At 60.5% G+C, this 25315-nt stretch carries 24 protein-coding genes, 4 tRNA genes, 1 pseudogene and 1 riboswitch; of the genes and pseudogenes, 18 read left to right on the top strand and 11 right to left on the bottom strand.

Features of this window, described 5'->3' with window-relative positions; genetic code table 11:
- Positions 1 to 12: 12 nt before the first annotated feature.
- From ACP7CZ_RS03135 to ACP7CZ_RS03125, 3 genes are all read right to left on the bottom strand, one after another.
- Complete coding sequence (locus ACP7CZ_RS03135; protein WP_057977592.1) at positions 13 to 606, bottom strand: NAD(P)H-dependent oxidoreductase; 594 nt, start codon at positions 604 to 606, stop codon at positions 13 to 15.
- Between the two features lie 139 nt (positions 607 to 745).
- Complete coding sequence (locus ACP7CZ_RS03130; protein ID WP_294164848.1) at positions 746 to 1321, bottom strand: acyl-homoserine-lactone synthase; 576 nt, start codon at positions 1319 to 1321, stop codon at positions 746 to 748.
- Between the two features lie 159 nt (positions 1322 to 1480).
- A complete protein-coding gene (locus ACP7CZ_RS03125) occupies positions 1481 to 2182 on the bottom strand; it encodes a LuxR family transcriptional regulator (protein WP_230960017.1) in 702 nt (233 codons plus the stop codon).
- A 475-nt stretch (positions 2183 to 2657) separates the two neighbouring features.
- On the opposite strand from ACP7CZ_RS03125, the gene ACP7CZ_RS03120 reads away from it, so the two are divergent.
- Positions 2658 to 3221, top strand: a complete 564-nt coding sequence (locus ACP7CZ_RS03120; protein ID WP_034126216.1) for a nucleotidyltransferase family protein — start codon at positions 2658 to 2660, stop codon at positions 3219 to 3221.
- A gap of 105 nt (positions 3222 to 3326) precedes the next feature.
- On the opposite strand, the gene chrA is transcribed toward ACP7CZ_RS03120, so the two are convergent.
- Positions 3327 to 4520 carry a chromate efflux transporter gene (chrA, locus tag ACP7CZ_RS03115; protein WP_072447910.1) on the bottom strand — a complete coding sequence of 398 codons (1194 nt, stop codon included), beginning with the start codon at positions 4518 to 4520 and terminating at the stop codon, positions 3327 to 3329.
- A 163-nt stretch (positions 4521 to 4683) separates the two neighbouring features.
- Here chrA and tspO point away from each other — a divergent pair, with 163 nt between their 5' ends.
- Genes tspO through ACP7CZ_RS03100 form a run of 3 tightly spaced genes read left to right on the top strand, consistent with a single transcriptional unit; the run spans position 4684 to position 6534 of the window.
- Entirely contained in the window at positions 4684 to 5124 is a 441-nt protein-coding gene (tspO, locus tag ACP7CZ_RS03110; protein ID WP_003192600.1) for a tryptophan-rich sensory protein TspO, read from the top strand.
- The gene (locus ACP7CZ_RS03105; protein WP_294164842.1) at positions 5124 to 6053 is read left to right on the top strand and encodes an alpha/beta hydrolase; all 930 of its coding nucleotides are present in this window, start codon (positions 5124 to 5126) and stop codon (positions 6051 to 6053) included. The genes tspO and ACP7CZ_RS03105 overlap by 1 nt, the downstream gene beginning before the upstream one ends.
- Positions 6043 to 6534, top strand: coding sequence for a GNAT family N-acetyltransferase (locus ACP7CZ_RS03100; protein WP_294164840.1), 492 nt, complete (start codon positions 6043 to 6045; stop codon positions 6532 to 6534). The genes ACP7CZ_RS03105 and ACP7CZ_RS03100 overlap by 11 nt, the downstream gene beginning before the upstream one ends.
- A gap of 98 nt (positions 6535 to 6632) precedes the next feature.
- Here the strand turns inward: ACP7CZ_RS03100 and ACP7CZ_RS03095 are convergent, their stop codons facing one another.
- From ACP7CZ_RS03095 to ACP7CZ_RS03080, 4 genes are all read right to left on the bottom strand, one after another.
- Positions 6633 to 7397 carry an ABC transporter ATP-binding protein gene (locus ACP7CZ_RS03095; protein ID WP_294164838.1) on the bottom strand — a complete coding sequence of 255 codons (765 nt, stop codon included), beginning with the start codon at positions 7395 to 7397 and terminating at the stop codon, positions 6633 to 6635.
- Entirely contained in the window at positions 7394 to 8398 is a 1005-nt protein-coding gene (locus tag ACP7CZ_RS03090; protein ID WP_014719175.1) for a FecCD family ABC transporter permease, read from the bottom strand. Before ACP7CZ_RS03090 ends, ACP7CZ_RS03095 begins: the two co-directional genes overlap by 4 nt.
- Positions 8395 to 9405 carry an ABC transporter substrate-binding protein gene (locus ACP7CZ_RS03085; protein WP_294164836.1) on the bottom strand — a complete coding sequence of 337 codons (1011 nt, stop codon included), beginning with the start codon at positions 9403 to 9405 and terminating at the stop codon, positions 8395 to 8397. Before ACP7CZ_RS03085 ends, ACP7CZ_RS03090 begins: the two co-directional genes overlap by 4 nt.
- 115 nt (positions 9406 to 9520) lie before the next feature.
- Positions 9521 to 9713, bottom strand: a riboswitch (cobalamin riboswitch).
- Between the two features lie 119 nt (positions 9714 to 9832).
- Positions 9833 to 10762: a DNA/RNA non-specific endonuclease gene (locus ACP7CZ_RS03080; protein WP_181125230.1), complete on the bottom strand. Its 930-nt coding sequence runs from the start codon at positions 10760 to 10762 to the stop codon at positions 9833 to 9835.
- A gap of 136 nt (positions 10763 to 10898) precedes the next feature.
- Between ACP7CZ_RS03080 and ACP7CZ_RS03075 the strand changes: the two genes are divergently transcribed.
- Positions 10899 to 11960 carry a M4 family metallopeptidase gene (locus ACP7CZ_RS03075; RefSeq protein ID WP_294164833.1) on the top strand — a complete coding sequence of 354 codons (1062 nt, stop codon included), beginning with the start codon at positions 10899 to 10901 and terminating at the stop codon, positions 11958 to 11960.
- A 29-nt stretch (positions 11961 to 11989) separates the two neighbouring features.
- Positions 11990 to 12295 (top strand): protealysin inhibitor emfourin, encoded by a 306-nt coding sequence (locus ACP7CZ_RS03070; RefSeq protein ID WP_034126226.1) that lies wholly within the window; start codon positions 11990 to 11992, stop codon positions 12293 to 12295.
- An 18-nt stretch (positions 12296 to 12313) separates the two neighbouring features.
- Here the strand turns inward: ACP7CZ_RS03070 and ACP7CZ_RS03065 are convergent, their stop codons facing one another.
- Positions 12314 to 13708, bottom strand: coding sequence for an aldehyde dehydrogenase family protein (locus ACP7CZ_RS03065; RefSeq protein WP_054898577.1), 1395 nt, complete (start codon positions 13706 to 13708; stop codon positions 12314 to 12316).
- 247 nt (positions 13709 to 13955) lie between these two features.
- On the opposite strand from ACP7CZ_RS03065, the gene ptrR reads away from it, so the two are divergent.
- Positions 13956 to 14849, top strand: coding sequence for a putrescine utilization regulator PtrR (ptrR, locus tag ACP7CZ_RS03060; RefSeq protein ID WP_054898576.1), 894 nt, complete (start codon positions 13956 to 13958; stop codon positions 14847 to 14849).
- Between the two features lie 77 nt (positions 14850 to 14926).
- Here ptrR and ACP7CZ_RS03055 read toward each other — a convergent pair whose 3' ends face one another.
- On the bottom strand, positions 14927 to 15136 hold the full coding sequence (locus ACP7CZ_RS03055) for a hypothetical protein (RefSeq protein ID WP_005789784.1): 210 nt from the start codon (positions 15134 to 15136) through the stop codon (positions 14927 to 14929).
- A gap of 101 nt (positions 15137 to 15237) precedes the next feature.
- A complete protein-coding gene (locus ACP7CZ_RS03050; protein WP_116666536.1) occupies positions 15238 to 16434 on the bottom strand; it encodes an amino acid aminotransferase in 1197 nt (398 codons plus the stop codon).
- 343 nt (positions 16435 to 16777) lie between these two features.
- On the opposite strand from ACP7CZ_RS03050, the gene uvrB reads away from it, so the two are divergent.
- From uvrB to ACP7CZ_RS02995, 11 genes and pseudogenes are all read left to right on the top strand, one after another.
- Complete coding sequence (uvrB, locus tag ACP7CZ_RS03045) at positions 16778 to 18793, top strand: excinuclease ABC subunit UvrB (RefSeq protein WP_057977608.1); 2016 nt, start codon at positions 16778 to 16780, stop codon at positions 18791 to 18793.
- Positions 18794 to 18979: 186 nt separating this feature from the next.
- A complete protein-coding gene (gene gltX, locus ACP7CZ_RS03040) occupies positions 18980 to 20461 on the top strand; it encodes a glutamate--tRNA ligase (protein ID WP_294164785.1) in 1482 nt (493 codons plus the stop codon).
- Between the two features lie 147 nt (positions 20462 to 20608).
- Positions 20609 to 20684 (top strand) — tRNA-Ala (locus tag ACP7CZ_RS03035).
- 79 nt (positions 20685 to 20763) lie between these two features.
- A tRNA-Glu gene (locus tag ACP7CZ_RS03030) sits at positions 20764 to 20839 on the top strand.
- A 50-nt stretch (positions 20840 to 20889) separates the two neighbouring features.
- Positions 20890 to 20965, top strand: a tRNA-Ala gene (locus ACP7CZ_RS03025).
- A gap of 81 nt (positions 20966 to 21046) precedes the next feature.
- Positions 21047 to 21122, top strand: a tRNA-Glu gene (locus ACP7CZ_RS03020).
- 184 nt (positions 21123 to 21306) lie between these two features.
- Positions 21307 to 21846, top strand: coding sequence for a TetR/AcrR family transcriptional regulator (locus ACP7CZ_RS03015; RefSeq protein ID WP_054898574.1), 540 nt, complete (start codon positions 21307 to 21309; stop codon positions 21844 to 21846).
- Positions 21847 to 21861: 15 nt separating this feature from the next.
- Entirely contained in the window at positions 21862 to 22695 is an 834-nt protein-coding gene (locus ACP7CZ_RS03010) for an alpha/beta hydrolase (RefSeq protein ID WP_294172378.1), read from the top strand.
- Positions 22696 to 22733: 38 nt separating this feature from the next.
- Positions 22734 to 23168, top strand: coding sequence for an acyl-CoA thioesterase (locus ACP7CZ_RS03005; RefSeq protein ID WP_054921656.1), 435 nt, complete (start codon positions 22734 to 22736; stop codon positions 23166 to 23168).
- A gap of 55 nt (positions 23169 to 23223) precedes the next feature.
- Positions 23224 to 24189 carry a tRNA dihydrouridine synthase gene (locus tag ACP7CZ_RS03000; protein WP_054898571.1) on the top strand — a complete coding sequence of 322 codons (966 nt, stop codon included), beginning with the start codon at positions 23224 to 23226 and terminating at the stop codon, positions 24187 to 24189.
- A gap of 613 nt (positions 24190 to 24802) precedes the next feature.
- Positions 24803 to 25315: pseudogene (locus ACP7CZ_RS02995) on the top strand (hypothetical protein); the annotation flags it as partial.

Below are 25315 nucleotides of genomic sequence, written 5' to 3'. Positions count from 1 at the left end.
CGTGAGGGCACCTTATTGCAGCAGCGCGATTTGTGCCTGCTCGGCCTGCAACAGCATGTTCTCGTAGAGTTGGTCGGCGCTGGCCTGGTCCTCAATCACTTGTGCGGCGACATTCCGAGCGGTGACGTCGATTGATTCGTCATCGATGAACACCGATTCGTAAATCCCGACCACAGGCAGGTAGATGCCTTTGACGTACGCCACCGTCTGCTGCAACGGCCTGAGCAATTCATCCAGGGTGTAACGGTTGAACCCGCCAGCGCGGTAGCCGGAGGAGGGCGCACCCACCGTGGTGATGATCATGAATTCCTTGTCTTTGAGCTTGTCGCCGCCGCGTGCGTAGGCATAGCCGGGGGTGAAGACTTCATCGATCCACTGTTTCATGATTGCCGGGCAGGAATACCAGTACAACGGGAACAGCAACACGATGCGGTCATGGGCATTGAGCAATGCCTGCTCTGCACCCATATCGAACCCGGTGGGCGTCACCGCGCTGGCCAGACTATGGACCTTGACGCCACGCTGGCTGATCTTGCCCATGATCGCGGTATTGACGCGGGAAACCGAAAGATCAGGATGGCCAGAAATGACAATGACTTTTTTCATGTAGATCGTGTGTCCCATTTATAGTCGGTTGGAATGCCGATGCAGCGTTATTTAAGAGCAGGCGCCTGAGGTTGTAACCTAACCTTTTGGGGAGTCGGCTCGGCCGACTTGCCCGCAGCGGCAGGCCATTTGCGCTGCTTCAGGCCACTTCTCGATCAGCCAGGCAGGGCGGCACACTGATCCAGTTGGCCATGATCTTGTGCCCGTCGATCACGGTGAGCTTGCCCTCGCAATGAGCGTCGAAACCCGCGTTGCGCAACAAGCGGGTAATTCCCGGCGGCGATACCGTGATCAATTGGCGAACCTTGTGGCAAGCGGCGACCGTGAGCACTTCGTGCAGCAGCGCCACGGCGTTGGGCGATGACAGGGAGTGGCCCGTGAAGGTCTGTTGTTGCAGGTCGACGGCGGCAAACCGGGAGATTTCCCAGATGTGCGCAGAATGAGGGAGTACCTGGCCACCCAGCACCTGGGGGAACACTTCCTTGAGCAGATAGGGCTTGTGCGTGGGCAGCAGCCGCGCCACACCGACGATGTGTGGGCCTTGACGGGCGATTACGTACACCGTGTCGTCGCGGTCAAATTGGTCCAGTTCCTCACCGACCGCACAGTCCAGATGCCACCCAAGTTTTTCGACAAATACGCGATAGCGATACAGCAACAGGGCCTGCCACAGTTCGGTCGGTAATGTCAGGCGCGTACCCGTGGTTATATACATGAGGAACCCTCGGCAAAAAAACGAGGGGCCATTCGGCAGAATAATCGAACACTTAGGTACTGCTCTTTTGGGCAGGTGTGTCGTGAGGGTGCGCGTATTATTGTTGTTGTTCACACTGAGCGGCATTAACGCATCAGGGGTGCGCCAATCAGGTATGTGTCAGACGAGCAAGCCCAGTGAAGTGGCGCGCACGACGGTAGCGGTGCAGTTATGCACGCCCAGTTTCGAGCCTGCATTGCGCAGGTGAAACTTGATGGTTTCCCGCGATAGCGAGAGGATCAAACCGATCTCGTGGGCGGTCTTGCCGTCGGCTGCCCACTTGAGCACTTCACATTCACGCTGCGACAGGGTTTTTTCCTGCGGTAACTGCCAGTGCGGCGTCAGCACGCGCAAGAACCCCTGATGAGCGACATGCACCAAAAACCGCATGTATTTTTGATTGGCGGCAAGCTCTTGGGCCGTAATAGGGTCATTGGAGCGCGCCAGTGTCAGCATGCCGCCGCTGCCGCGGCCGTCCAGGCAGGATTGCGCCCAACCATGGGCCAGCCCGGCGCCACGGGCTTCTTCCCACATCTGCGGGTTTTGCCGGGTCATTTGCTCGTCCCAGACAATCGGTATCGTCGATTTCGTGCAGTGCTGTACCGTCGGGTCCACGGCGATGTATTTGCAGTGGGCGTAGCGTTGTCGCCATGAAGGCAAAAAATTATTGCTCATCACGATTTTGGGGCGGGTGACGGGGATAGGGATTCGGATTCCATAGGCGCAATAGTCGAACCCCAGGTGTTTTGCCGTGCTGACGATCCGAGCCAACAATTCAGCTTCGGTTCGGGCATTGTCGATCGTGTCCAGCACATCATCCATCCACTTCACTGTCATTCTCCTTGAATTGACCTTTACGCTCTATCTGCGCCGAAAACGATGACGGCACTACGCCGGTGTCATCAACGACGTGGGTTTAGATGCTCGGCGTTAAAGTTAGACACATTTATGCAGCGCTCTCGGCCTTCATACTTTTGGCGTGAGAAGGCGTTGCAGGTATCGCGATACGCACCTTTGGGAGCGTGCAAGGGGCGAACTCCATTTAGCCGGTGTCCTGATCAATTTCAGTGGGGGCAGCTGAGGTAAGGCCTGTAAGGGTAGTGCTGCGTAAAGTTGCTTTACAAGCAAGTGGGGGCATTCTTCATGTTGGTTTCATTTGTTCGGCTTCGCGCCGAGTTGTGCGCAGGGCGCGAGGTGATTTCGTCAAACTTCTGATTCGTTTCGGTGTTAAAAGCCCGCGCCTACAGAAGTGACATGTTGGGGTGGTATTGTTGCGCCAGATTATGGAGGACTGAACATGACATTGACGGTCGACACCCTGCTCGAATTGGCCATGGCCAACCCTATCAATGCGCAACTCACCGCGCGCTTGCCGGATCTGGGTGTGCAGCAGTGCATGCTCACGGCGGGCTGTTTGTTCCAGGCGGTGTGGAACCATCAGGCGAATCTGCCGGCGGCTCAGGGCGTGAAGGATTACGACGTTTTTTACTTTGACGAGGACCTGTCCTACGAGGCGGAAGACGCGGTAATTCGTGCGGCGCAGGGGCTGTTCCAAGACCTGGGGGTGAATGTGGAGGTCAGGAATCAGGCGCGGGTGCACCTTTGGTATGGTCAGCGGTTTGGCCGGCCTTACCCGCAGTTGCATTCGGCTCGGCAGGGGGTTGACCGTTACCTGGTGGCGGGCACGTGCATTGCGCTGGATATCGCTTGCGGTGAGGTGTATGCGCCTTATGGATTGGAAGATGTGGAGCAGGGGGTGTTGCGTATCAACCCTTTGCATCCGGAGCCGGAGCTGTTTTTGCACAAGGCCAGGAGTTATCAGGCGCGTTGGCCGTGGCTCAAGATAGTCGAGCCGGGCTGAGCCCCAATGCTGTAGGAGCGAGCTTGCTCGCGAAAATCGTTAACGATAACGCGTGCCTTCAGATTAAACGCGGCGCCCGTGAGTTTTTCGCGAGCAAGCTCGCTCCTACAGTAACGTGCCGAGTAGGCCGCAACTTATCACTACCAGCCATGGCGGCAGTTTCCACACCATCAACGCGACCAGTGCCAGCAACGCCAGGGCGAGGTCGTAGCCGTTGAAAATCGCGCTGGTCCACACCGGCTGGTACAGCGCCGCCAACAACAGGCCAACCACCGCCGCGTTCACCCCGGCGAGTGCGGCCTGGGTACGTGGGCTTCTGCGCAGGTTGGCCCAGAAGGGCAAAGCGCCGAAGATCAGCAGGAACGACGGGGCGAAGATCGCCAGCAGCGCGATTACTCCGCCAAGCCAACCGCTCGGGGCGTGGGTCATCGAGGCGCCGAGGAAGGCGGCGAAGGTGAACAGCGGGCCGGGCACGGCCTGGGTGGCGCCGTAACCGGCGAGGAACACATCGTTGTTGACCCATTGGCTGGGCACCACTTCGGCTTGCAGTAGCGGCAACACTACGTGGCCGCCGCCGAATACCAGTGCGCCGGTGCGGTAGAAGGCGTCCACCAGCGCCAGTGTGGGGTTGAGCGCCCATGCGGCGAGGATCGGCAAACCCACCAGCAACAGCAAAAACAGCATCAACCACAGGGCTCCGGCACGGCGGCTGATGGCGATGGGCAGGGCGTCGGGCTCGGCACTGCTCTCGGGCTTGAACAACAGCAGGCCAGCCACGCCTGCGACCACCATGACCCCGACCTGAGCCCAGGCGGAGGGTTGCAGCACCACCACGCAGGCGGCGATCAACATCAACGCCACCCGTAAAACACCTCGGCACAGGTTACGCGCCATGCCCCACACGGCCTGGGCCACCACGGCTACGGCGACCACCTTAAGGCCGTGCAGCGCGCCAGGGGGCAGGGCGCTGCCGTAGTGGGCCAGCCCCAGGGCAAACAGGATCAGGGCGATGGCCGACGGCAAGGTGAACCCGGCCCAGGCTGCCGCCGCGCCCCGGTAACCTGCGCGGGACAGGCCCAACGCGATACCGACCTGGCTGCTGGCCGGGCCTGGGAGGAACTGGCACAGCGCGACCAGTTCGGCATAGCTGCGCTCGCTGAGCCAGCGGCGGCGGGTGACGAACTCTTGGCGAAAATAACCCAGGTGTGCAATCGGCCCGCCGAAGGAGGTAAGGCCCAGGCGCAGGAAAATCAGGAACACTGACCAGGGGCGGCTGCGGTGATCGGCAAGCTGGGGCAAGGGGATGTCTCGGGCAACGGTGCTGGATGTTGCCGACCATAACCAATTTTCATGACGCGTAGAAGCGCGGGTATTTTGCCGCCCCATTGAATTTATCCGCGGTTGTTCGAGTCACTTAAAAGCAGTGTACTGTTTTCCATCCACTGGACCTCAAGGACCGACCATGACCTTTTTCATCTTCCTGCTCGCCTGCGCCGCTGCCGCCAGCACTGGCGTGATCTTCAAACCCGGCGCCTGGTACGAATCCCTGGTCAAGCCCAGCTTCACCCCGCCTAATTGGCTGTTCCCGGTGGCATGGACGATCATCTACCTGCTGTTGGCCTGGGCTGGTTACCGCTTGACCCTGATCCCCGGCAGCGAAATGGTGTTGGCCCTGTGGGCGGCGCAGATTGCGTTGAATACCCTGTGGACGCCGGTGTTCTTTGGTGCCCATCGGTTGTTCGCCGGGATGGTGATTATCGTGCTCTTGTGGCTCACCGTGGCAGCGATGGTGGTGCTGGCCGTTCGCCTGGATTTGATCACCGGCCTGATCCTGTTCCCGTACCTGGCGTGGCTGTGCGTGGCCGCGGCGTTGAACTTCTCGATCCTGCGTAATAATCGCTGATGGCCTACCAGCATTGGCCCGCCAGCGAGCCCGAACTGGCCCAGATGCGCCGCTTCAATCGCAAACTGGCGTGGATGCCGCGCTTCAAGGTCCGCAACCGCGTGATGCCGCGTCTGATCCAGGCGCTGCTGCGTGCCAGCCAGACCTTCAAGAAGGCGCCGCTGGCGGAACGCAAAATGCTCGGGGCGATCCCTTTGCGCATCCTGCGCCCCGCTGGCCCGCCAAGAGGCGTGGTGCTGGATATCCACGGCGGTGGCTGGGTGATCGGTAATGCGCAAATGGATGACGACCTTAACCTTGGCATGGTCAACGCGTGCGACGTGGCGGTGGTGTCGGTGGATTATCGGCTGGCGGTGGATACGCCGATCGAAGGGCTGCTGGATGACTGCCTGACGGCTGCGCGCTGGCTGTTGGCGGACTGCCCGGAGTTTGCCGGCCTGCCGGTGTTTTTTGTCGGTGAGTCGGCCGGCGGGCACCTGGCGGCGGCCACTTTGTTGGCGCTCAAGCAATGGCCCGAGTTGCTCCAGCGGGTAAGCGGCGCGGTGTTGTATTACGGCGTCTACGATTTGACCAGCACCCCCAGTGTGCGCACTGCTGGGCCGGACACCTTGTTACTGGACGGGCCGGGCATGGTTCAGGCGCTGAGCCTGTTGACGCCGGGGATCAGCGACGAGACGCGTCGACAGCCACCGTTGTCGCCCTTGTATGGGGACTTTGAAGGGCTGCCGCCAGCGTTGATGTTCGTGGGCGAACTGGACCCGCTCAAGGATGACACCCTGCTGATTGCCGAGCGATGGGCGAAGGTTGAGGCCCATCTGTTGCCGGAAGCGGCCCACGGGTTTATTCACTTTCCGGTGGCGATGGCCGATCGCGTGTTGGCTTACGCTCGCCAATGGATAACGAGCCGCATCCTTGGCGATGAGCGTTAGTATCGAGGCGGTGCAGGCCGCTGACATTCCCCAGGTGCTGAGCTTCGCTTTGCAGGCGCGTGAGGAACTGTTTCCCACGCTCAGTGCCACCGGTGTTCCCCACGATCTGGCGCAGTTTGAAGCCATCTACCTTGAGGGCGGCGGGCGATTTTTGATTGCCCGTGCCGAAGGCCGGATCGTTGCCTCGGTGGCTTATCGGCCCTACGACGGCCGCTTCCCGCAGTTGAACTTTCAGGGGCGCAAGACGGTGGAAGTGGTGCGCCTGTATGTGCTCCCGGCAGCGCGACGCTCGGGCCTGGCGGGCCGGTTATACCGCTCGCTGCAAGCGCTGGCGCGGGCGGATGGCGTGGAGATGATGTACCTGCATACCCATCCGTTTCTGCCCGGTGCGATTGATTTCTGGCAGCGGCAGGGGTTCGAGGTGGTGGATGTCGAGGCCGACCCGATCTGGCAGACAACCCATATGCACCAACTTCTGTAGGAGCGAGCTTGCTCGCGAAAAACGTCAACGATAACGCGTGTTTTCTGGATGAACGCGGCGCCTGGAAGTTTTTCGCGAGCAAGCTCGCTCCTACAGGTTCAGTTGGAGCGCAGGCGCAGGATTTGCGCGCCGTCGAACGGGTCCGTCAGGTAATGCCCCTGCACGCCGAAGGTCTCTTGCAAGCGCTGTGGCGTCAGCACTTGCAGCGGCGCGCCCAGGGCCACCAGTTGCCCGCGATCCAGCACGGCCAGGCGATCACAGGTCAACGCCTGATTCAGATCATGCAGGGCAATCAAGGTGGTCACCGGCAAGCCTTGCACACCTTTGAGGATCGCCAGTTGATGCTGGATATCCAGGTGATTGGTCGGCTCATCCAACAATAAAATCTGCGGGCGTTGCGCCAGGGCGCGAGCGATGTGCACGCGCTGGCGTTCGCCACCCGAGAGGCTGCGCCAGGCGCGTTGGCTCAGGTGGGTGGCGTCTACGTCATGCAGGGCCTGGTGCACGATGGCATCGTCTTCACGCGACCAGGGGCTCAATGCCGACAGCCACGGCGTGCGACCCAGGGCCACGGCGTCGAACACGCGGATGGCGTCGTCGGTGTCGGCCTGTTGCTCCACAACCGCCAATTGCTGCGCGATGGTGCGGCGCGACAACTCACCGAGCCGCTTGCCACCCAGGCGAACTTCGCCGCTGGCTGGCACACGCAAACCGGCCAGCAATTTGAGCAGGGTGGATTTGCCCGAGCCATTGGGCCCGACGATACCGAGGGTTTCACCCAACCGCACGTCCAGGTCAATGTCACGCAGCAACTGCGCCTCACGCACTTTGAAGCCCAGGCCGCGGCAACTGAGTACGCTCATCGCGCATTCCTCCGGCCAATCAGGATCAGCGCAAACACTGGCGCGCCCACCAATGCGGTGACCACACCCACCGGAATCACCTGGCCCTTGATCAAGGTGCGCGACAGCACGTCCGCAGCGATCAAAAACAGCGCGCCACCCAAGGCACTGGCCGGCAGCAAACGCGAATGCCCGGTGCCAAGCAACAGGCGCACCGCATGGGGAATCACCAAGCCGACAAACCCGATGGAGCCGACGATGGATACCATCACCGCCGTCACCAGCGCGGCGCAGGCCACCAGCACAAATTGCACGCGGCGCACCGGGATGCCGAGGGAGGCTGCCGAGTCGCTGCCGAAGGTGAACGCATCCAGTGCACGCCGGTGCCACAGGCACACCGCGAGCCCCACGACCGCCACCGGCACCGCCAACCACACCGACGGCCAGCGCACGCCGCTGAGGTTGCCCAGCAGCCAGAACATAATGCCGCGGGCTTGTTCGGAGCTGGCCGACTTGGTGATCAGGAACGCGGTCAGGGCATTGAACAACTGTGAACCGGCGATGCCCGCGAGGATAATCTGCCCGGTGCCGCTGGACGATCCACTGGCTCGTGCGAGCAGAGTCACCAGCGCAAAGGCCGCCATCGCCCCCACAAACGCGCCCGCCGACAACGACACCAGGCCACCGCCCACGCCTATCAAGGCCACGAGTACCGCACCGGTTGACGCGCCGGCGCTGATGCCCAGCAGGTACGGGTCGGCCAGCGGGTTACGCAGCAGCGATTGCAGGATCACGCCGCACGTCGCCAACCCTGCGCCGCAAGCTGCGGCCACCAGGGCACGGGTGAGGCGGTAGTTCCACACCACGCCTTCGTCGATGGGGTCCAGTACGTAGCCGGCGCCCCAGAGTTTATTGGCGAGCACCTGCAGCACCACCTGCGGTTCGATGGCGGTTTCACCGATGGCGACGCCAGCGAGCAGGGCGAGCAGCAGCAACGCCAGGGCGAGTAGGGTGCGCATCATTGGCCCAGGTGGTAGCCGTCAATGGCGGCCGCCAGTTGTTCAAGGCCCTCGAAGGTGCGCAGGCTCGCCTGCAAGGCCAGAGCGTCGAGGATGATGATGCTGTTGTTCTTCACTGCGTCCATGTTGCGGGTCACGGGGTCGCTGCGCAGGAAGGCGAGTTTCTTTTCATGGTCGTCGGCCGGGTAGCGACGGCGATCCATGCGTGCGATCACCAGGAAGGTGGGATTGGCCTTGGCGATGGTTTCCCAGCCGACGGCAGGCCACTCCTCATCGGACTGCACCACGTTACGCAAGCCAAGGGTTTGCAGCATGAATTGCGGCACGCCTTTGTGGCCGGCTACGTAAGGGTCGCTGGCCATTTCGGCGCTGGAAAACCACACCAGTGCGCTGGCTTGCTGCAAGCCCTTGCCCTGGGCCGTGGCGACGGACTTGGCCAGGCGCGCCTTGAGTTCGTCGGTCAGTTGTTGGCCGCGATCCTGCACGTCGAAAATCTGCGCCAGTTGCTGGAGGCTCTGGTAGATCGTCTCGATGCGAAAGGGCTCCAATCGCGTGCCGTCGGCGCCGACCAGGTTGTCCTTGCCTTCGCAATCGGACGGCAACAGGTAGGTGGGGATCTTCAGTTCATGAAACTGCTCACGGGTACCGACCACGCCTTGGGGGCCCACCACCCATTCCAGCTCGGCGGCCACCAGTTGCGGGCGCTTGGCGAGTACGGCTTCGAAGCTGGGCTCGTTGTTGGCCAGGCGCTCGATGTGATCGTCCTGGGCCTTGTACTGCGCCGCCACGTTGTTGAACCACAGCGAAGTGCCGACCACCTTGTCGCCCACGCCCAGGGCATACAGCATCTCGGTGGCGGCCTGGCCGATGGTGACGCTGCGGGCGGGGGCGTGCTGGAAGGTCAGGGTGCTGCCGCAGTTTTGCAGGGTCAGCGGGTACTGAGTGGGCGCGGCTTGCGCCAGGGCACACATACCCAAGCCTGCGATCAGGGCGGTAACGCGTGGCAGCATGAGGCGATCTCCTTGTGAACCGTAGGTGCAGCAGGGGAGGTACGGCTCGGAAATACGCCCATGGAGGCTGCTGATGCGCAGGGCCAGGATGTCCTTCCCGGACACCCCGCCGGTTAGTGAGTTAGCTGGGCCGGCAGGTCTCCTGACTGATGCGTCGTCGCCATGCCCCGCCTTCCCGGACGTGGTCCAGTGGCATTCAAGGGCAGGCTCGGCATCTACAGTTGCGGGGGCAGTTTCGTTTCACGTCGCGTGCGGCGTTTCGAATTCCCTGTTAGTCCCATACGGGAACCGGCGGCGGTATGGTAAGCGATCACCCCCTGTAGGAGCGAGCTTGCTCGCGAAGGTCGTCAACGATAACGCGGGGAGCCTGATGCGCCGCGGCGTTCTCAGGTGCTTCGCGAGCAAGCTCGCTCCTACAAAAGAAGCGTCAGAGCCGAATATCCTGGGGGCCGCGGATCAGCGCTTCGATCCGGGTGCCTGTGGCGCGCTCTTCGTTGCTGAAGCCGTCGTAGTCGGCCAGGTTGGCGAAGCGGATACCGGTCAATTGTTCGATCGCAATCACACTGCGCTGGTAGGTTCGAAGCGGGCCGAATACCAGGTCGAGTTGGCCCAGTTCGCGGCTCTGGTCAATCATGTAGGCGCTGGCGGACGGCTTGCCATCGTCGCTGAGGTAGGCCACTACTTTCCAGAACGCCTTGGGGATTTTCACGCCACGGTACAGTCGGTCGTCATCGGCGAACACTGGCCCGGTAAACACCGTGGCTCGGGCTTTCCAGCGCTGGGTGTTGTCGAGAATGTAGTCTTCGAGCTCCAGCCAGGTCTTCTGGTTGAAGCCGCTCATCTGTGGCGAGCAGTTGGTGAAGTGAAAGGTGTCGAAGTTGGCGGTGTTGGCCTCATCGCCCCAGTTGGGGTCCTGGCGCCGCACCAGGTGGCCACGGTCCAGGCCATTGCCGGCATAAAGGTCTTCACCTACCTGCGCCTCCAGGGGCAGGCGACCATCGTAGGCCCAGGTGTCGTTGCTGCGCGTGATGTCCACATGCTTGGCGCCATCGATATTCACCCCCACGTACAGCGCCAGTCGTCGAGCGTGCGACATGGTGATGGAGAAATGCGTGTAGTCCAGGCGCTTGGGTTGCACATCGCCCGCCAGTGGCTGGTCAACCGTGGGCCATGGCACCACGAAGTCGCTGAGGAAGTCGTCGGCATAGCCAGCGCGGTTTTTGAGGTCCTTGGCCGCGGTGACGCGCGGCGTCGCGGCTCTGGCTTCCAGCAGGGTGGGGCTGGCCGCGACCAATGGGCGCAGGTCGGCAAGCCTTGGGCGGTGGGAAAGGTCGATGTTGGCTGCGCGGGCGGGCATGGGCATGTTCCTTATGGGCCTGGGATAAACACCACTGAAACACAAAACCATGACAATTTGGCCCAGGTGGCTAACTCAGGACTATCCTGAAAACCGTTACCCGGACGTTCATCACACGCCAAAAAGGAGCCAGCTCATGTGTGTTCGCCAACCGCGCAACCCGATTTTTTGCCTGATCCCGCCGTACATGCTCGACCAGATCGCCCGCCACGGCGACAAAGCCCAACGGGAAGTCGCATTACGCACGCGTGCCAAGGACAGCACGTTCCGCTCGTTGCGCATGGTCGCGGTACCCGCCAAGGGCCCGGCCCGCATGGCACTGGCCGTGGGCGCCGAGAAGCAACGCTCGATCTACAGCGCCGAAAACACCGACAGCCTGCCCGGCAAGCTGATTCGCGGTGAAGGGCAGCCCGCCAGTGGCGATGCCGCAGTAGACGAAGCCTATGACGGCCTGGGCGCAACCTTCGATTTTTTTGACCAGGTATTCGATCGCAATTCCATCGACGATGCGGGCATGGCGCTGGACGCCACGGTGCACTTCGGCCAGGACTACAACAATGCCTTCTGGAACTCAACCCAGATGGTGTTCGGCGATGGCGACCAGCAGTTGTTCAACCGCTTTACCGTGGCACTCGACGTCATTGGCCATGAGTTGGCCCATGGCGTGACCGAGGATGAAGCCAAGCTGATGTATTTCAATCAATCCGGTGCGCTGAACGAGTCGTTGTCGGATGTGTTTGGCTCGTTGATCAAGCAGTACGCGCTGAAGCAAACGGCCGAGGACGCCGACTGGTTGATCGGCAAGGGGCTGTTTACCAAAAAGATCAAGGGCACGGCGCTGCGCTCGATGAAGGCGCCAGGCACTGCGTTTGATGACAAGCTGCTGGGCAAAGACCCACAGCCTGGGCACATGGATGATTTTGTGCAAACTTACGAGGACAATGGCGGGGTGCATATCAATTCCGGCATTCCCAACCACGCGTTCTATCAGGTGGCCACCCGGATTGGCGGGTTCGCCTGGGAGCGTGCCGGGTGTATCTGGTATGACGCACTGCGCGATTCGCGGCTGCGGCCCAATTCCGGGTTTTTGCGTTTTGCGCGCATTACCCACGATATTGCCGGTCAGCTTTATGGTGTGAACAAAGCTGAGCACAAGGCAGTCAAGGAAGGCTGGAAAGCGGTAGGTATAAACGTTTGACGAAGCCGCCTGCGCGGCGAGGAACAGCCATGCGAATTTCAATCAAGGAAAGCGGCGGACCGGCGTTTTTTCCGGGGTTGGCCAAGCCGCGCACGGTAGAGTTGGACGCGTTGCCCGAGCCCGACCAGCAGGAGTTGCGGCAACTGATTGAAGCGTGCGATTTTTTCCAGTTGCCGCAAAGCACCGATCCCGAGCCTGGCAACCCAGGCCGAGTGCATTACACCCTGACAGTAGCGGAGGGCGAGCGCGAGCACACAGTCTGTGTACTCGCGCCGGTGAATCCCCCGGCACTGGACGGGTTGGTTCAGTGCGTGCGACGGCATATTAATTGTTGAAGCGCCAATGCTGGCAGGCTACTTACGATCCAGCCATACCGTCTGCGCATTGCAGAACTCGCGTACGCCGAAGTGCGACAGCTCGCGGCCGAACCCGCTTTTCTTCACGCCGCCAAATGCCACCCGCGGGTCCGACACGCTGAACGCGTTGACAAAGACCCCGCCGGTTTCCAACTGATCGGCAATCGCCCGCGCCTTTGCGGAATCGGCCGTGAAGATGCTCGCGGTCAGGCCAAACTCGCTGTCATTGGCCAGCGCCACGGCGTGCTCGGCGTCGCGGGCGGTGATGATCGATGCCACGGGGCCGAACAGTTCCTGTTTGAACGACGTCATGTGGTCGGTGACGTCGGCCAGGATGGTCGGTTCATAGTAATTGCCCGCGCCCGCGACTTTATGGCCGCCCAGCAGCAGCGTGGCGCCTTCTTCCAGGGTCGCCTGGACCTGGCCGTGCAGTTCGTCACGCAGATCAAAGCGCGCCATGGGGCCGATATAGGTGGCGTCCGCGGTGGGCTCGCCCATCACCAGGGCGCGGCTGGCTTCAAGGAATTTGGCGGTGAAGGCTTCAACCACGCCCGCTTCGATGATCAAGCGCTTGGCGGCGGCGCAGACCTGGCCGCTGTTCTGGAAGCGGCCGATGACCGCGGCTTGCACGGCGGCGTCGAGGTCGGCGTCGTTGAGCACGATAAACGGGTCGGAGCCACCCAGTTCCAGCACGCATTTCTTCAATGCGGCCCCGGCCTGTGAGCCGATGGCGATGCCTGCGCGCACGCTGCCGGTGAGGGTCACAGCGGCGATGCGTGGGTCGGCGATGGCAGCGGACACGCCCTCCTGGGTGACGTTGATCACTTCGAACACGCCTTCAGCGAAACCGGCTTTACGCAGCGCTTGCTGGATCAGATAGGCGCTGCCCATCACGTTTGGCGCGTGTTTGAGCACATAGGTGTTGCCGGCGAGCAGGGTCGGCACCGCGCCGCGCAGCACTTGCCACACCGGGAAATTCCACGGCATTACCGCGAGGATCGGGCCCAGTGGGCGGTATTCGATCCGGGCGCTGCCGTTGTCCACCAGGGTGGGCTCCGGGGCGAGCATGGCCGGCCCGTGGGCGGCGTACCATTCGCTCAGTTGCGCGCATTTTTCGATTTCGGCGCGGGCCTGGGCGATGGGTTTGCCCATTTCCAGGGTGATCATTTGCGCCATCTCTTCAGCTTGCTCACGCAGGGCGGCAGCCAGGGCCAGCAGGTATTCGGCGCGCTGGCTCACAGGCGTGCGGCGCCAGGTGCGGAAGGCAGTGGTCGAGCGGGCGAGGGCGGCGTTCAGTTGTTCTGCGCTTTCGTAGGGGTAGCTGCCGACTGTTTCGCCGTTGGCGGGGTTGATCGACAGGGCGTGGGTCTGGTGGGAGATAACATTGTTCATGGCACCGTCCGGCTGAATGAGTGGAATAGGGCCAGCGTACGGTGTTGTATGTTTTCTGGAAACTGAATAATAATAAGTAATATGTTCTCAATTCGAGAATGTTAGATCGTCCCCACGCTCTGCGTGGGAATGCATTCCATGACGCTCCGCGTCAAAGACCTATGCGCCAACGATCGGACGCGGAGCGTCCGAGGCAGCGTTCCCACGCAGAGCGTGGGAACGATCATGTACATGATTGGAGAATGATTTGGATCTGGTGCAGCTGGAAATCTTCAAGGCCGTTGCCGAGCAAGGCAGCATCAGCGCCGCCGCGCAGTTGATTCATCGGGTGCCGTCGAACCTCACCACGCGCATCAAACAACTGGAGCAGGACCTGGGCGTGGAGTTGTTTATCCGCGAGAAAAGCCGCCTGCGCCTGTCGCCGGCCGGGTGGAATTTCCTTGGCTATACGCGGCGCATTCTCGACCTTGTGCAAGAAGCCCGTGCGACGGTGGCGGGGGAGGAGCCCCAAGGCGCCTTTGCCCTGGGCTCGCTGGAGAGCACGGCGGCCGTCCGTATACCTGCGTTACTGGCAGCGTATAACCAGCAATACACCAAGGTCGAGCTAGACCTGAGCACGGGCCCCTCGGGCACCATGATCGAAGGCGTGCTGTCGGGCCGGCTGACGGCGGCCTTTGTCGATGGGCCGGTGCTGCATTCCACGCTGGAGGGTGTGGCGGTGTTCGAGGAAGAGATGGTGGTGATTGCGCCACTGCATCACGCGCCGATCACCCGCGGCCAGGATGTGAATGGCGAGAACATCTATACGTTTCGCTCCAACTGCTCTTACCGGCATCACTTCGAACGCTGGTTCTCACAGGATGGCGCGGTGCCGGGCAGGATCTTCGAGATCGAGTCGTACCACGGCATGTTGGCCTGTGTCAGCGCCGGGGCCGGGCTGGCGCTGATGCCGCGCAGTATGCTGGAGAGTATGCCGGGGTGTGCGGCGGTGAGCGTGTGGCCGCTGCCCGACACGTTCCGTATCTTGAATACCTGGCTGATCTGGCGGCGGGGCACGGTGTCGCAGAGTTTGAACAGTTTCGTAAAACTGCTGGAAGAACGCGGGTTTTGTAGGAGCGAGCTTGCTCGCGAAGACCGTTAACGATAACGCGGGCATTCTGGATGAACGCGGTGTCTTTGGGTTTTTCGCGAGCAAGCTCGCTCCTACAGGAGAGCGGGTCAGCCGCCAAATTGCAGGGTGCCCATGGCCAGTTTGGCCATGATTGCCGTCGCGCCCAGTTGTACCAGCCATAACGCCAACCCACCGAGGAATACTCCCAGCGCTACCTGCAGCACCAAGCTCTTCTGCCGCTTGGCTTGCGGTGCGCGTGGGGCGTAGTCGTGCAGTTCGTCGCGGTCGGCGCGCAGATCCAGGTCGTCGTTTCTCATAAAGCTCTCACAGCAAGGGGGCAGTCGATGTTCAGTCTAGTGTGTTCGCCAATAAAAAGGGGGAAGCCATTGGCTTCCCCCTTCGTATAACGTGTGCTCTCTTACAGCACCTGCACAATCGCCTTGGTCACTGCACCAATGTTCGACTGGTTCAGCGCCGCCACGCAGATGCGACCGGTATCCAGCGCATAGATCCCGAATTCGGTGCGCAGGCGGGTGACTTGCTCAACGCTCAAACCGGAGTAGGAGAACATCCCACGCTGGCGGCCGACGAAGCTGAAGTCATGGCCTGGAGCAGCCTTGGCCAGTTCGGCCACCATCTGCTCGCGCATGCCACGGATGCGCAGGCGCATCTCGGCCAGTTCGGCTTCCCACTGGGCGCGCAGTTCCGGGTTGTTGAGTACGGCGGCGACGATGGCTGCGCCGTGGGTCGGCGGGTTGGAGTAGTTGGTGCGGATCACACGCTTGACCTGAGACAGGATGCGCGCGCTTTCTTCCTTGGACTCGCTGACGATCGACAGCGCGCCTACGCGTTCGCCATACAGCGAGAACGACTTGGAGAACGAGCTGGATACAAAGAAGGTCAGGCCCGACTCAGCGAACAGGCGCACCGCGGCGGCGTCTTCGTGGATGCCATCGCCGAAGCCCTGGTAGGCCATGTCGAGGAACGGCACCAAGTTCTTGGCCTTGACCACGTCCAGCACGTTTTGCCAGTCGGCCGGGCTGAGGTCGACGCCGGTCGGGTTATGGCAGCAAGCGTGCAGCACCACGATGGACTGTGGCGGCAGGGCGTTGAGGTCTTCGAGCAGGCCGGCACGGTTCACGTCGTGGGTGGCGGCGTCGTAGTAGCGGTAGGTCTGCACCGGGAAACCGGCTTTTTCAAACAGCGCCTGGTGGTTTTCCCAGCTTGGGTCGCTGATGGCGACGACGGCGTTGGGCAGCAGTTGCTTGAGGAAGTCGGCGCCGATTTTCAGCGCGCCAGTGCCGCCCACGGCCTGGGCGGTAATCACACGGCCTGCGCTCAACAGTGGCGACTCAGCGCCAAACAGCAGCTTTTGCACGGCCTGGTCGTACGCCACGATGCCGTCGATTGGCAAGTAGCCTCGGGCGGCATGTTGCGCCACACGAATGGCTTCCGCTTCGGCAACGGCACGCAAGAGTGGAATCTTCCCCTCCTCGTTGCAGTAAACGCCCACGCCAAGGTTCACCTTGGTGGTTCGTGTGTCGGCGTTGAATGCTTCGTTGAGGCCCAGGATTGGATCGCGTGGTGCCATTTCGACAGCGGAGAACAGGCTCATTTTTGCGGCAGCTCTATGGGGGGTAGGAGGGACGTGTCGCGCTCCAGCCGAATGCACTAGAGCGGTGCACAAACGGGGAGCTAGTATAGAGGCCATCACGGCTGAGAGCGACAACGGAAACGGCTTTTCGGCCAAGTTTTTCGGTTTATTTGCTGACCGTTAGTCTTATTGCAACATTGACGATAAAGGTCGTGTAGGAAGACGGCCTTGAAACCCGTCACATTCGACACCACTTCTACAGCTATCATGGTTTTTTCCTGCAACCTGCGATGACTAATCGCGGGTTGCTGAGCTATTTCGTCCCTGGCGGTGTCGAGTCTGGGGTGACTTCACGAGGTACGTTATGTCGGATTTCCAGCTCGTTACCCGTTTTGAACCCGCCGGCGATCAACCGGAAGCCATTCGTCAGATGGTCGAAGGCATCGAGGCCGGCCTGGCGCACCAGACGCTGCTTGGGGTGACCGGTTCCGGCAAGACCTTCAGCATCGCCAATGTGATCGCCCAGACCAACCGCCCGACCCTGGTGCTGGCGCCAAACAAAACCCTGGCGGCGCAGCTCTACGGTGAGTTCAAGGCGTTCTTCCCCAACAACGCGGTGGAGTACTTCGTTTCCTACTACGACTACTACCAGCCCGAAGCCTATGTGCCGTCGTCCGATACTTTTATCGAGAAGGATGCGTCGATCAACGACCACATCGAGCAGATGCGGCTGTCGGCCACCAAGGCACTGCTGGAGCGCAAAGACGCGATCATCGTCACCACGGTGTCGTGCATCTATGGTCTGGGTAGCCCGGAAACCTATTTGAAGATGGTGCTGCACGTCGATCGCGGCGATAAACTCGATCAGCGCGAACTGCTGCGCCGTCTGGCGAGCCTGCAGTACACCCGTAACGACATGGACTTCGCCCGCGCCACCTTCCGGGTGCGCGGCGATGTGATCGACATCTACCCGGCCGAATCCGACCTGGAAGCCATCCGCATCGAACTGTTCGATGATGAGGTCGAAAGCCTGTCAGCCTTCGACCCATTGACCGGCGAGGTGATCCGCAAGCTGCCACGCTTCACCTTCTACCCGAAAAGCCACTACGTGACCCCGCGCGAAACCCTGATGAGCGCCATCGAGGGCATCAAGGTCGAGCTGGCCGAGCGCCTGGAATACCTGCGTTCCAACAATAAGCTGGTGGAAGCCCAGCGCCTGGAGCAGCGCACTCGCTTCGACCTGGAGATGATCCTGGAACTGGGTTACTGCAACGGCATCGAAAACTACTCGCGTTACCTGTCGGGCCGTGACTCCGGGGCGCCGCCACCGACGCTCTATGACTACCTGCCGCCGGACGCCTTGCTGGTGATCGACGAATCCCACGTCAGCGTGCCGCAGGTGGGGGCCATGTATAAGGGTGACCGCTCACGTAAGGAAACCCTGGTGGAGTACGGCTTCCGCCTGCCGTCGGCGCTGGACAACCGGCCAATGCGCTTTGACGAGTGGGAAGCCATCAGCCCGCAGACCATCTTCGTGTCGGCGACGCCCGGCAACTATGAAGCCGAACATGCGGGCCGCGTCATCGAGCAACTGGTACGTCCCACAGGCCTGGTGGACCCGGAAATCGAAATTCGCCCGGCGCTGACCCAGGTCGACGACTTGCTCTCTGAAATCAACAAGCGCGTGGCCCTGGAAGAGCGGGTGCTGGTCACCACCCTGACCAAGCGCATGTCCGAAGACTTGACTGATTACCTGGCCGACCACGGCGTGCGCGTGCGTTACCTGCACTCGGACATCGACACCGTAGAACGCGTGGAAATCATCCGCGATCTACGCCTGGGCACCTTCGATGTGCTGGTGGGGATCAACCTGCTGCGTGAAGGCCTGGACATGCCGGAAGTGTCGCTGGTGGCGATCCTGGATGCGGACAAGGAGGGCTTCCTGCGCTCCGAACGCTCGCTGATCCAGACCATCGGCCGAGCGGCGCGTAACCTCAATGGGCGGGCGATCTTGTATGCGGACCGCATCACCGGTTCCATGGAGCGTGCGATTGGCGAGACCCAGCGTCGTCGCGACAAGCAGATCGCGTTCAACCTGGAACACGGTATTACCCCCAAAGGTGTGTTCAAGGACGTTGCCGACATCATGGAAGGCGCCACCGTGCCGGGCTCGCGCAGCAAGAAGCGCAAGGGCATGGCCAAGGCCGCCGAGGAGAGCGCCAAGTACGAGAACGAACTGCGCTCACCGAGTGAGATCACCAAGCGGATTCGACAGCTGGAAGAGAAGATGTACCAGTTGGCGCGGGATCTGGAGTTTGAAGCGGCGGCGCAGACGCGGGATGAGATTGGCAAGTTGCGTGAGCGCCTGCTGGCTGTTTGATTTGCGTTGATTGGGCTGGCCCCATCGCGTGTAAGCCCGGCTCCCACATTGATCTGTGAATGCGGTCAAAATGTGGGAGCTGGCTTGCCTGCGATGGCCGCGCCTCGGTTTTCCAGATATCCCCCAGGCTGTTACCATTCGCCCCTTGTTTCAATTTTCAGTTTTATCGCCCATTCGAGACCTGCCATGACCACCGTCCGCACGCGCATTGCGCCATCGCCTACTGGGGATCCCCACGTCGGTACTGCTTACATCGCCCTGTTCAACTACTGCTTTGCCAAGCAGCATGGTGGTGAATTCATCCTGCGGATCGAAGATACCGATCAACTGCGTTCCACCCGTGAGTCGGAACAGCAGATTTTCGATGCCTTGCGCTGGTTGGGCATTACCTGGGCTGAAGGCCCGGATGTCGGCGGCCCGCATGGCCCGTATCGCCAGAGCGAGCGCAGCGACATCTACAAGCAATACACCCAGCAACTGGTTGACATGGGCCATGCCTTCCCGTGCTTCTGCACCGCCGAAGAACTGGACCAGATGCGCGCCGAGCAGCAGGCCCGTGGCGAGACCCCGCGTTACGATGGTCGTGCGTTGCTGTTGTCCAAGGAAGAAGTGGCTGCGCGCCTGGCCGCCGGTGAGCCTCACGTCATTCGTATGAAAGTGCCAAGCGAAGGCGTTTGCGTGGTGCCGGACATGCTGCGCGGTGACGTCGAGATCCCGTGGGACCGCATGGACATGCAGGTGCTGATGAAGACCGACGGCTTGCCGACGTACTTCCTGGCGAACGTGGTCGATGACCACCTGATGGGCATCACCCATGTGCTGCGCGGCGAAGAGTGGCTGCCATCGGCGCCGAAACTGATCCTGCTGTACGAATACTTCGGCTGGGAGCAACCGCAGCTGTGCTACATGCCGCTGCTGCGTAACCCGGACAAGAGCAAGCTGTCCAAGCGCAAGAACCCCACGTCGGTGACCTTCTACGAGCGCATGGGCTTCATGCCCGAGGCGATGCTCAACTACCTGGGCCGCATGGGCTGGTCGATGCCGGACGAGCGCGAGAAGTTCTCGTTGCAGGAAATGGTCGACAACTTCGACCTGTCCCGCGTCTCCCTCGGCGGCCCGATCTTCGATGTCGAGAAGCTTTCGTGGCTCAACGGCCAGTGGCTGCGTGACCTGCCGGTGCAAGAGTTCGCCAGCCGTGTGCAGCAGTGGGCGTTGAACCCCGAGTACATGATGAAGATAGCGCCACTGGTGCAGGGCAGGGTAGAGACGTTCAGCCAGGTCGCACCCTTGGCCAATTTCTTCTTTGCTGGCGGCGTGAATCCCGATCCCAAGCTGTTCGAGTCGAAGAAGCTCTCCGGTGACCAGGTTCGCCAGCTGATGCAGTTGATCCTGTGGAAGCTTGAAAGCCTGCGTCAGTGGGAGAAGGATGCGATTACCGCGACCATCCAGGCGGTGGTGGAATCCCTTGAGCTGAAACTGCGCGATGCCATGCCGCTGATGTTTGCCGCCATCACCGGGCAGGCCAGTTCGGTGTCGGTGCTCGATGCGATGGAAATTCTCGGCCCGGACCTGACCCGTTTCCGTCTGCGCCAAGCCCTTGATTTGCTTGGTGGTGTGTCGAAGAAAGAAAACAAGGAATGGGAAAAGCTGCTGGGCGCTATCGCCTAAGCAGGCCGCTTAGGGCACGAAACCCTGGTTTTCCGGGGTTTCGTCGGTAAGTGATTGTTATCCCGGCAAAAAATTTTGGAAATTGTTGAAAATAAATTTGACACGTTTCCAAACCACCATTAAGATTCGCCCCGTCCTCACCGATGAGGGGCTATAGCTCAGCTGGGAGAGCGCTTGCATGGCATGCAAGAGGTCAACGGTTCGATCCCGTTTAGCTCCACCAATTTACAGGTTCAAGGTTCCGGCCACACCGTCCTTGAATTGATCAGGTCTCAGCTCTGATCAGATGTACAGAAGGTTTTGTCCCCTTCGTCTAGTGGCCTAGGACACCGCCCTTTCACGGCGGTAACAGGGGTTCGAGTCCCCTAGGGGACGCCAGTTTCAACAAGCAGCTCGAAAGGTCTGCTGCGTCGCGAGACGAAAAATCCGGGGCTATAGCTCAGCTGGGAGAGCGCTTGCATGGCATGCAAGAGGTCAACGGTTCGATCCCGTTTAGCTCCACCAATTTTACAGGTTCAAGGTTCCGGCCACACCGTCCTTGGATCGATCAGTTCTCAGCGCTGATCTGTTGTATAGAAGGTTTGTGTCCCCTTCGTCTAGTGGCCTAGGACACCGCCCTTTCACGGCGGTAACAGGGGTTCGAGTCCCCTAGGGGACGCCACGATTACCCGCTCTGCGGGATTTTTAAGGGTCATTCAATTATTGAATGGCCCTTTTGTTTGTCTGGCGTTTAGCCAGTTCCCTCCTTTATTACCCATTTTTCTGTTCTGACCGGCGGTCGTGCTTATCGCTTGCCAAATATTATTATGGTAATAATATTCAACCCATGAAAGACGGAGGCTTCGATGAGCGATAAAAAAGCGCAAACCCGCGAACGTATTTTGCAGGCTGCCAGCGCGGCGTTGATCCAGCGTGGCCCGGCTGAGCCCAGTGTGGGCGAAGTGATGGGGGCGGCGGGGCTGACGGTCGGCGGCTTCTATGCGCACTTTGAAAGCAAGGATGCGCTGATGCTGGAAGCGTTCAGCCAGTTGCTGGCGCAGCGTCGCGCCTCCATCGATGACTTGGACGAACAACTGACCGGCGAAGAGCGCCGCACGTTGGTCGCCGCGTTTTATCTGTCGCGCAAGCACCGCGACTCCACGACCCAGGCCTGCCCGTTGCCCGCGACGGTGGGGGAGATGGGCCGCTTGCCGGACGCTTTTCGCGAGGTTTTGAACGAGCACGTCGAGTTGATGGCCGCGCAATTGGCCGGCAGCCCCGAAGACATCGACAAGGCCCTGGCGGACATGGCCTTGATGGTAGGGGGGCTGACCCTGGCGCGGGCACTCGGGCCCGGCGAGTTATCAGATCGGGTTATACGTGCGGCCAAGTCGGCGGTACGCTGAAAAAGGGGATGCAAGATGGGCGCATTGACCTGGGTTCGTGGTTTCAATGGCACGGTGGGGCGCCTTGCGCCGCATGCGGTCGCCAGCAAGATGCGTCGCACCTTCATGACCCCGCGCGATCTGCCGCCGCGTGACTGGGAGTTGCCGCTGTTGGGCCATTCGGAGCGCATCACTCTGCGTTTCGGCCTGTCGGCATTGCGTTGGGGGCATGGCCCGGCGGTGCTGCTGATGCATGGCTGGGAAGGCCGCCCGACTCAATTCGCCAGTTTGATTACGGCGTTGGTCGACAACGGCTATTCGGTGATAGCCCTGGACGGTCCCGCCCACGGTCGTTCGCCAGGGCGTGAAGCCCATGTGCTGCTGTTTGCCCGCGCCATGCTTGAGGCGGCGGCCGAGCTGCCACCGCTGTATGCGGTGGTCGGCCATTCCATGGGCGGCGCCAGTGCGATGTTGGCGGTGCAGTTGGGGTTGTGTACGCAGGCATTGGTCAGCATTGCCGCACCGTCGCGCTTTCTGGATGTGCTACGCGGGTTCACCCGCATGGTCGGCTTGCCGCCACGGGCGCGCTCAGCCTTTATCCAAGAGGTGGAGTTGAGCATGGGCATGCCGCTCAAGCATCTGGACGTGGCCCACTACCAACTGAACATTCCCGGCCTGATCGTGCACGCCGAAGACGACACCTTCGTTCCGGTCAGGGCGGCTCAAGCCATTTACGAAGCCTGGTTCGACAGCCGCCTGCTGCGCCTGGAGCAGGGTGGCCACCAGAAAGTGCTGGCCGACCCGCAGGTCATCGACGCTGTACTCGCCCTATTGGCCGGCTGCCGTCTACAGGAGCGCCAAAGCGCCTGATACACTGCCCCGCCGACATCAATCGACTGGAGCAAGGCATGGGCTGGGATTTGGCAACGCCGTTCATCATTGATCTGCAGGTTACGGCTGAGGACATCGACGGCCTGGGGCACGCCAATAATGCGGTGTACGTCTCATGGCTGGAGCGTTGCGCCTGGCGCCATTCGCAGCGCCTGGGGCTGGACCTCACCGAATACCGCCGCCTGGACCGCGCCATGGCCGTGGTGCGCCATGAGATCGACTACCTGGCGGCAGGCTATGAGGGCGATGAGTTACAACTGGCCACCTGGATCGTCGATTGGGACCAACGCCTGAAAATGACCCGTCGTTTCCAGCTTGTGCGCCCCCGTGACGGCGCGACCCTGCTGCGTGCGCAAACAACCTTCGTATGTATTGAGTTGTCCAGCGGCAAGCCCAAGCGTATGCCCGCCGAGTTTATTGAAGGTTACGGCCCCGCCCTGACAGGGGGTTAACGGTTGCCGCAGGAAACCCAGTAAACTGCGCCACGATTTTTGTTGAGTGTTTTCCATGCAAATTGCTTTGGCGCCCATGGAGGGGTTGGTCGACAACATCCTGCGGGACGTGTTGACCCACGTGGGCGGTATCGACTGGTGCGTGACCGAGTTCATCCGGGTCAACGACCGCCTGCTCACACCTGCCTATTTCCACAAGCTCGCCCCGGAACTACTGCACGGTGCGCACACCGCTGCGGGCGTGCCGTTGCGTGTGCAATTGCTGGGCTCCGACCCGGTTTGCCTGGCGGAGAACGCCGCCTTGGCCTGCGAGCTGGGTTCGCAAGTCATCGACCTGAACTTCGGCTGCCCAGCCAAGACCGTCAACAAGTCCCGCGGCGGTGCGGTGCTGCTCAAGGAGCCGGAGCTGCTCAACCAGATCGTCGAACATGTGCGCCGTGCCGTACCTGCCCATATCCCGGTGACCGCCAAGATGCGCCTGGGCTTCGACAGCCCGGATGGCGCGTTGGTGTGTGCAACGGCCCTGGCAGAAGGTGGTGCGGCGCATATCGTGGTACATGCGCGTACCAAAACCGATGGCTATAAGCCCCCCGCCCATTGGGAGTGGATCCCGCGTGTGCAAGACGTGGTGAAGGTGCCAGTGTTTGCCAATGGTGATATATGGAGTGTTGAAGATTGGCGGCGGTGCCGGGAAATCAGCGGCGTAGAAGACATCATGTTGGGACGCGGCTTGGTCGCGCGGCCTGACCTGGCCCGGCAAATCGCTGCTGCGCGCGCTGGCGAAGAAGTAGTGGAGATGACCTGGGCGCAGATGCAACCCATGCTCCACGAGTTCTGGCGTCAATCGGTAGCCCAGTTGACTGAAAAGCAGGCGCCGGGCCGTTTGAAGCAATGGCTGGCGATGTTGACGCGTAATTACCCGGAGGCGGTCGAACTGTTTACGGCCCTGCGTCGTGAAACCGCATTGGAGCAGGTTAGCCGCTTGCTTGGCATGCCTCACCCACAACCGGCAACGTTATGAGTTGTAACGCTTCAATGTCCGTTGATGGTGGGTGCAACATTATTTGAGTCGGCGTCCTGTTTCAAAAAATGCCCCATATTGAGAGATATGGGGCATTTTTTTGTTTGTTGGGATTATCTATGGCTGAACTTGACGCCCTTTATAGAGCGCTCGCAGTTTGTTCTCACATAGCTTGAATGTTGCTCGGTAATAAACAGGCACGTTATAGGTTTTTTAAATTCAAAAGTTTCTCTGTGTAAGTTTATTTATAAATATATGTCTTCGGTTGCGTGGTTCTGGTTGTGTCTTACATGTTCGCGCGAAATATCAAAGTGGGCGGTTACGCGGCGTTTTGAATTGTATCGACAAGTTGCGTTTCAGGTGAGTTATTAATCTGTATTTCTGCCACGCACACATTCGGGGGCGGCAAATCGAGGTGTTCTTTAAAAAGCACGAGGCAAAGTCTGAAAATTTGGTTTGGTTTCTTTATATGACGCGCGATTTTAGGAACTGGTCAGCGTTAACTCCCACAAATTAGCAGCTGTCAGGCAGTGTTGTTGCTTGCAGTTCATTAAGGCTATTGCTTCCCTGGCCATTTAACGGAGTCAGGTGGCGCCGATTAAGGAGTTTATGAATGTCTCTATCTGTCAATAATTCGCCCTTTGTCAAAGTTGATACATCACCTCTGAGCGGGCAGTTGCCGACCCCGTTGAAAGTCGACATGCAACCTAAACCTCCGACGACCCATTTCAACCTCAACCCCGCATCTGCACGCAATGAAAACAGTGAGGTCATGGTGAGTGCGACGGCGCTCACCAGAGTATTTGACATGCTCGAGCAGTTCTTCAAATCCATGCGGGAGATGCTTTTGGGGAAAAGTGTTACGCCTGATCTGGAGGCAAAAGACCAGCCCGTGAAGCCAGCTACAACTGATCAAGCGGTGAAGCTGAATGCAAAAGACCAGCCGGTGAAACCAGGTACGACTGATCAAGCGGTGAAACCGGATGCAAAAGACCAGCCGGTGAAGCCAGGTACGACGGATCAGTCGGTGAAGCCGAATGCAAAAGACCAGCCGGTGAAGCCAGGTACGACGGATCAGTCGGTGAAGCCGAATGCAAAAGACCAGCCGGTGAAGCCAGGTACGACT

Origin of the sequence: Pseudomonas sp. DWP2-2, assembly GCF_049897065.1 — a bacterium.
GTDB lineage: Bacteria > Pseudomonadota > Gammaproteobacteria > Pseudomonadales > Pseudomonadaceae > Aquipseudomonas > Aquipseudomonas paracarnis.
This window is presented reverse-complemented; position numbering and strand designations above follow the sequence as displayed.

What these genes read in the sequence shown, in the direction of transcription:
- uvrB (WP_057977608.1), top strand. Translation starts at nt 16,778, where the DNA reads ATGTCGGATTTCCAGCTCGTTACCCGTTTTGAACCCGCCGGCGATCAA.
- ACP7CZ_RS03120 (WP_034126216.1), top strand. Translation starts at nt 2,658, where the DNA reads ATGACATTGACGGTCGACACCCTGCTCGAATTGGCCATGGCCAACCCT.
- ACP7CZ_RS03055 (WP_005789784.1), bottom strand. Translation starts at nt 15,136, where the DNA reads ATGAGAAACGACGACCTGGATCTGCGCGCCGACCGCGACGAACTGCAC.
- ACP7CZ_RS03085 (WP_294164836.1), bottom strand. Translation starts at nt 9,405, where the DNA reads ATGCTGCCACGCGTTACCGCCCTGATCGCAGGCTTGGGTATGTGTGCC.
- ACP7CZ_RS03050 (WP_116666536.1), bottom strand. Translation starts at nt 16,434, where the DNA reads ATGAGCCTGTTCTCCGCTGTCGAAATGGCACCACGCGATCCAATCCTG.
- ACP7CZ_RS03130 (WP_294164848.1), bottom strand. Translation starts at nt 1,321, where the DNA reads ATGTATATAACCACGGGTACGCGCCTGACATTACCGACCGAACTGTGG.
- ACP7CZ_RS03000 (WP_054898571.1), top strand. Translation starts at nt 23,224, where the DNA reads ATGCAAATTGCTTTGGCGCCCATGGAGGGGTTGGTCGACAACATCCTG.
- ACP7CZ_RS03105 (WP_294164842.1), top strand. Translation starts at nt 5,124, where the DNA reads ATGGCCTACCAGCATTGGCCCGCCAGCGAGCCCGAACTGGCCCAGATG.
- ACP7CZ_RS03125 (WP_230960017.1), bottom strand. Translation starts at nt 2,182, where the DNA reads ATGGATGATGTGCTGGACACGATCGACAATGCCCGAACCGAAGCTGAA.
- ACP7CZ_RS03100 (WP_294164840.1), top strand. Translation starts at nt 6,043, where the DNA reads ATGAGCGTTAGTATCGAGGCGGTGCAGGCCGCTGACATTCCCCAGGTG.
- ACP7CZ_RS03135 (WP_057977592.1), bottom strand. Translation starts at nt 606, where the DNA reads ATGAAAAAAGTCATTGTCATTTCTGGCCATCCTGATCTTTCGGTTTCC.
- ACP7CZ_RS03095 (WP_294164838.1), bottom strand. Translation starts at nt 7,397, where the DNA reads ATGAGCGTACTCAGTTGCCGCGGCCTGGGCTTCAAAGTGCGTGAGGCG.
- tspO (WP_003192600.1), top strand. Translation starts at nt 4,684, where the DNA reads ATGACCTTTTTCATCTTCCTGCTCGCCTGCGCCGCTGCCGCCAGCACT.
- ACP7CZ_RS03080 (WP_181125230.1), bottom strand. Translation starts at nt 10,762, where the DNA reads ATGCCCGCCCGCGCAGCCAACATCGACCTTTCCCACCGCCCAAGGCTT.
- ACP7CZ_RS03075 (WP_294164833.1), top strand. Translation starts at nt 10,899, where the DNA reads ATGTGTGTTCGCCAACCGCGCAACCCGATTTTTTGCCTGATCCCGCCG.
- ACP7CZ_RS03090 (WP_014719175.1), bottom strand. Translation starts at nt 8,398, where the DNA reads ATGATGCGCACCCTACTCGCCCTGGCGTTGCTGCTGCTCGCCCTGCTC.
- ACP7CZ_RS03015 (WP_054898574.1), top strand. Translation starts at nt 21,307, where the DNA reads ATGAGCGATAAAAAAGCGCAAACCCGCGAACGTATTTTGCAGGCTGCC.
- gltX (WP_294164785.1), top strand. Translation starts at nt 18,980, where the DNA reads ATGACCACCGTCCGCACGCGCATTGCGCCATCGCCTACTGGGGATCCC.
- ACP7CZ_RS03005 (WP_054921656.1), top strand. Translation starts at nt 22,734, where the DNA reads ATGGGCTGGGATTTGGCAACGCCGTTCATCATTGATCTGCAGGTTACG.
- ACP7CZ_RS03010 (WP_294172378.1), top strand. Translation starts at nt 21,862, where the DNA reads ATGGGCGCATTGACCTGGGTTCGTGGTTTCAATGGCACGGTGGGGCGC.
- ACP7CZ_RS03065 (WP_054898577.1), bottom strand. Translation starts at nt 13,708, where the DNA reads ATGAACAATGTTATCTCCCACCAGACCCACGCCCTGTCGATCAACCCC.
- ACP7CZ_RS03070 (WP_034126226.1), top strand. Translation starts at nt 11,990, where the DNA reads ATGCGAATTTCAATCAAGGAAAGCGGCGGACCGGCGTTTTTTCCGGGG.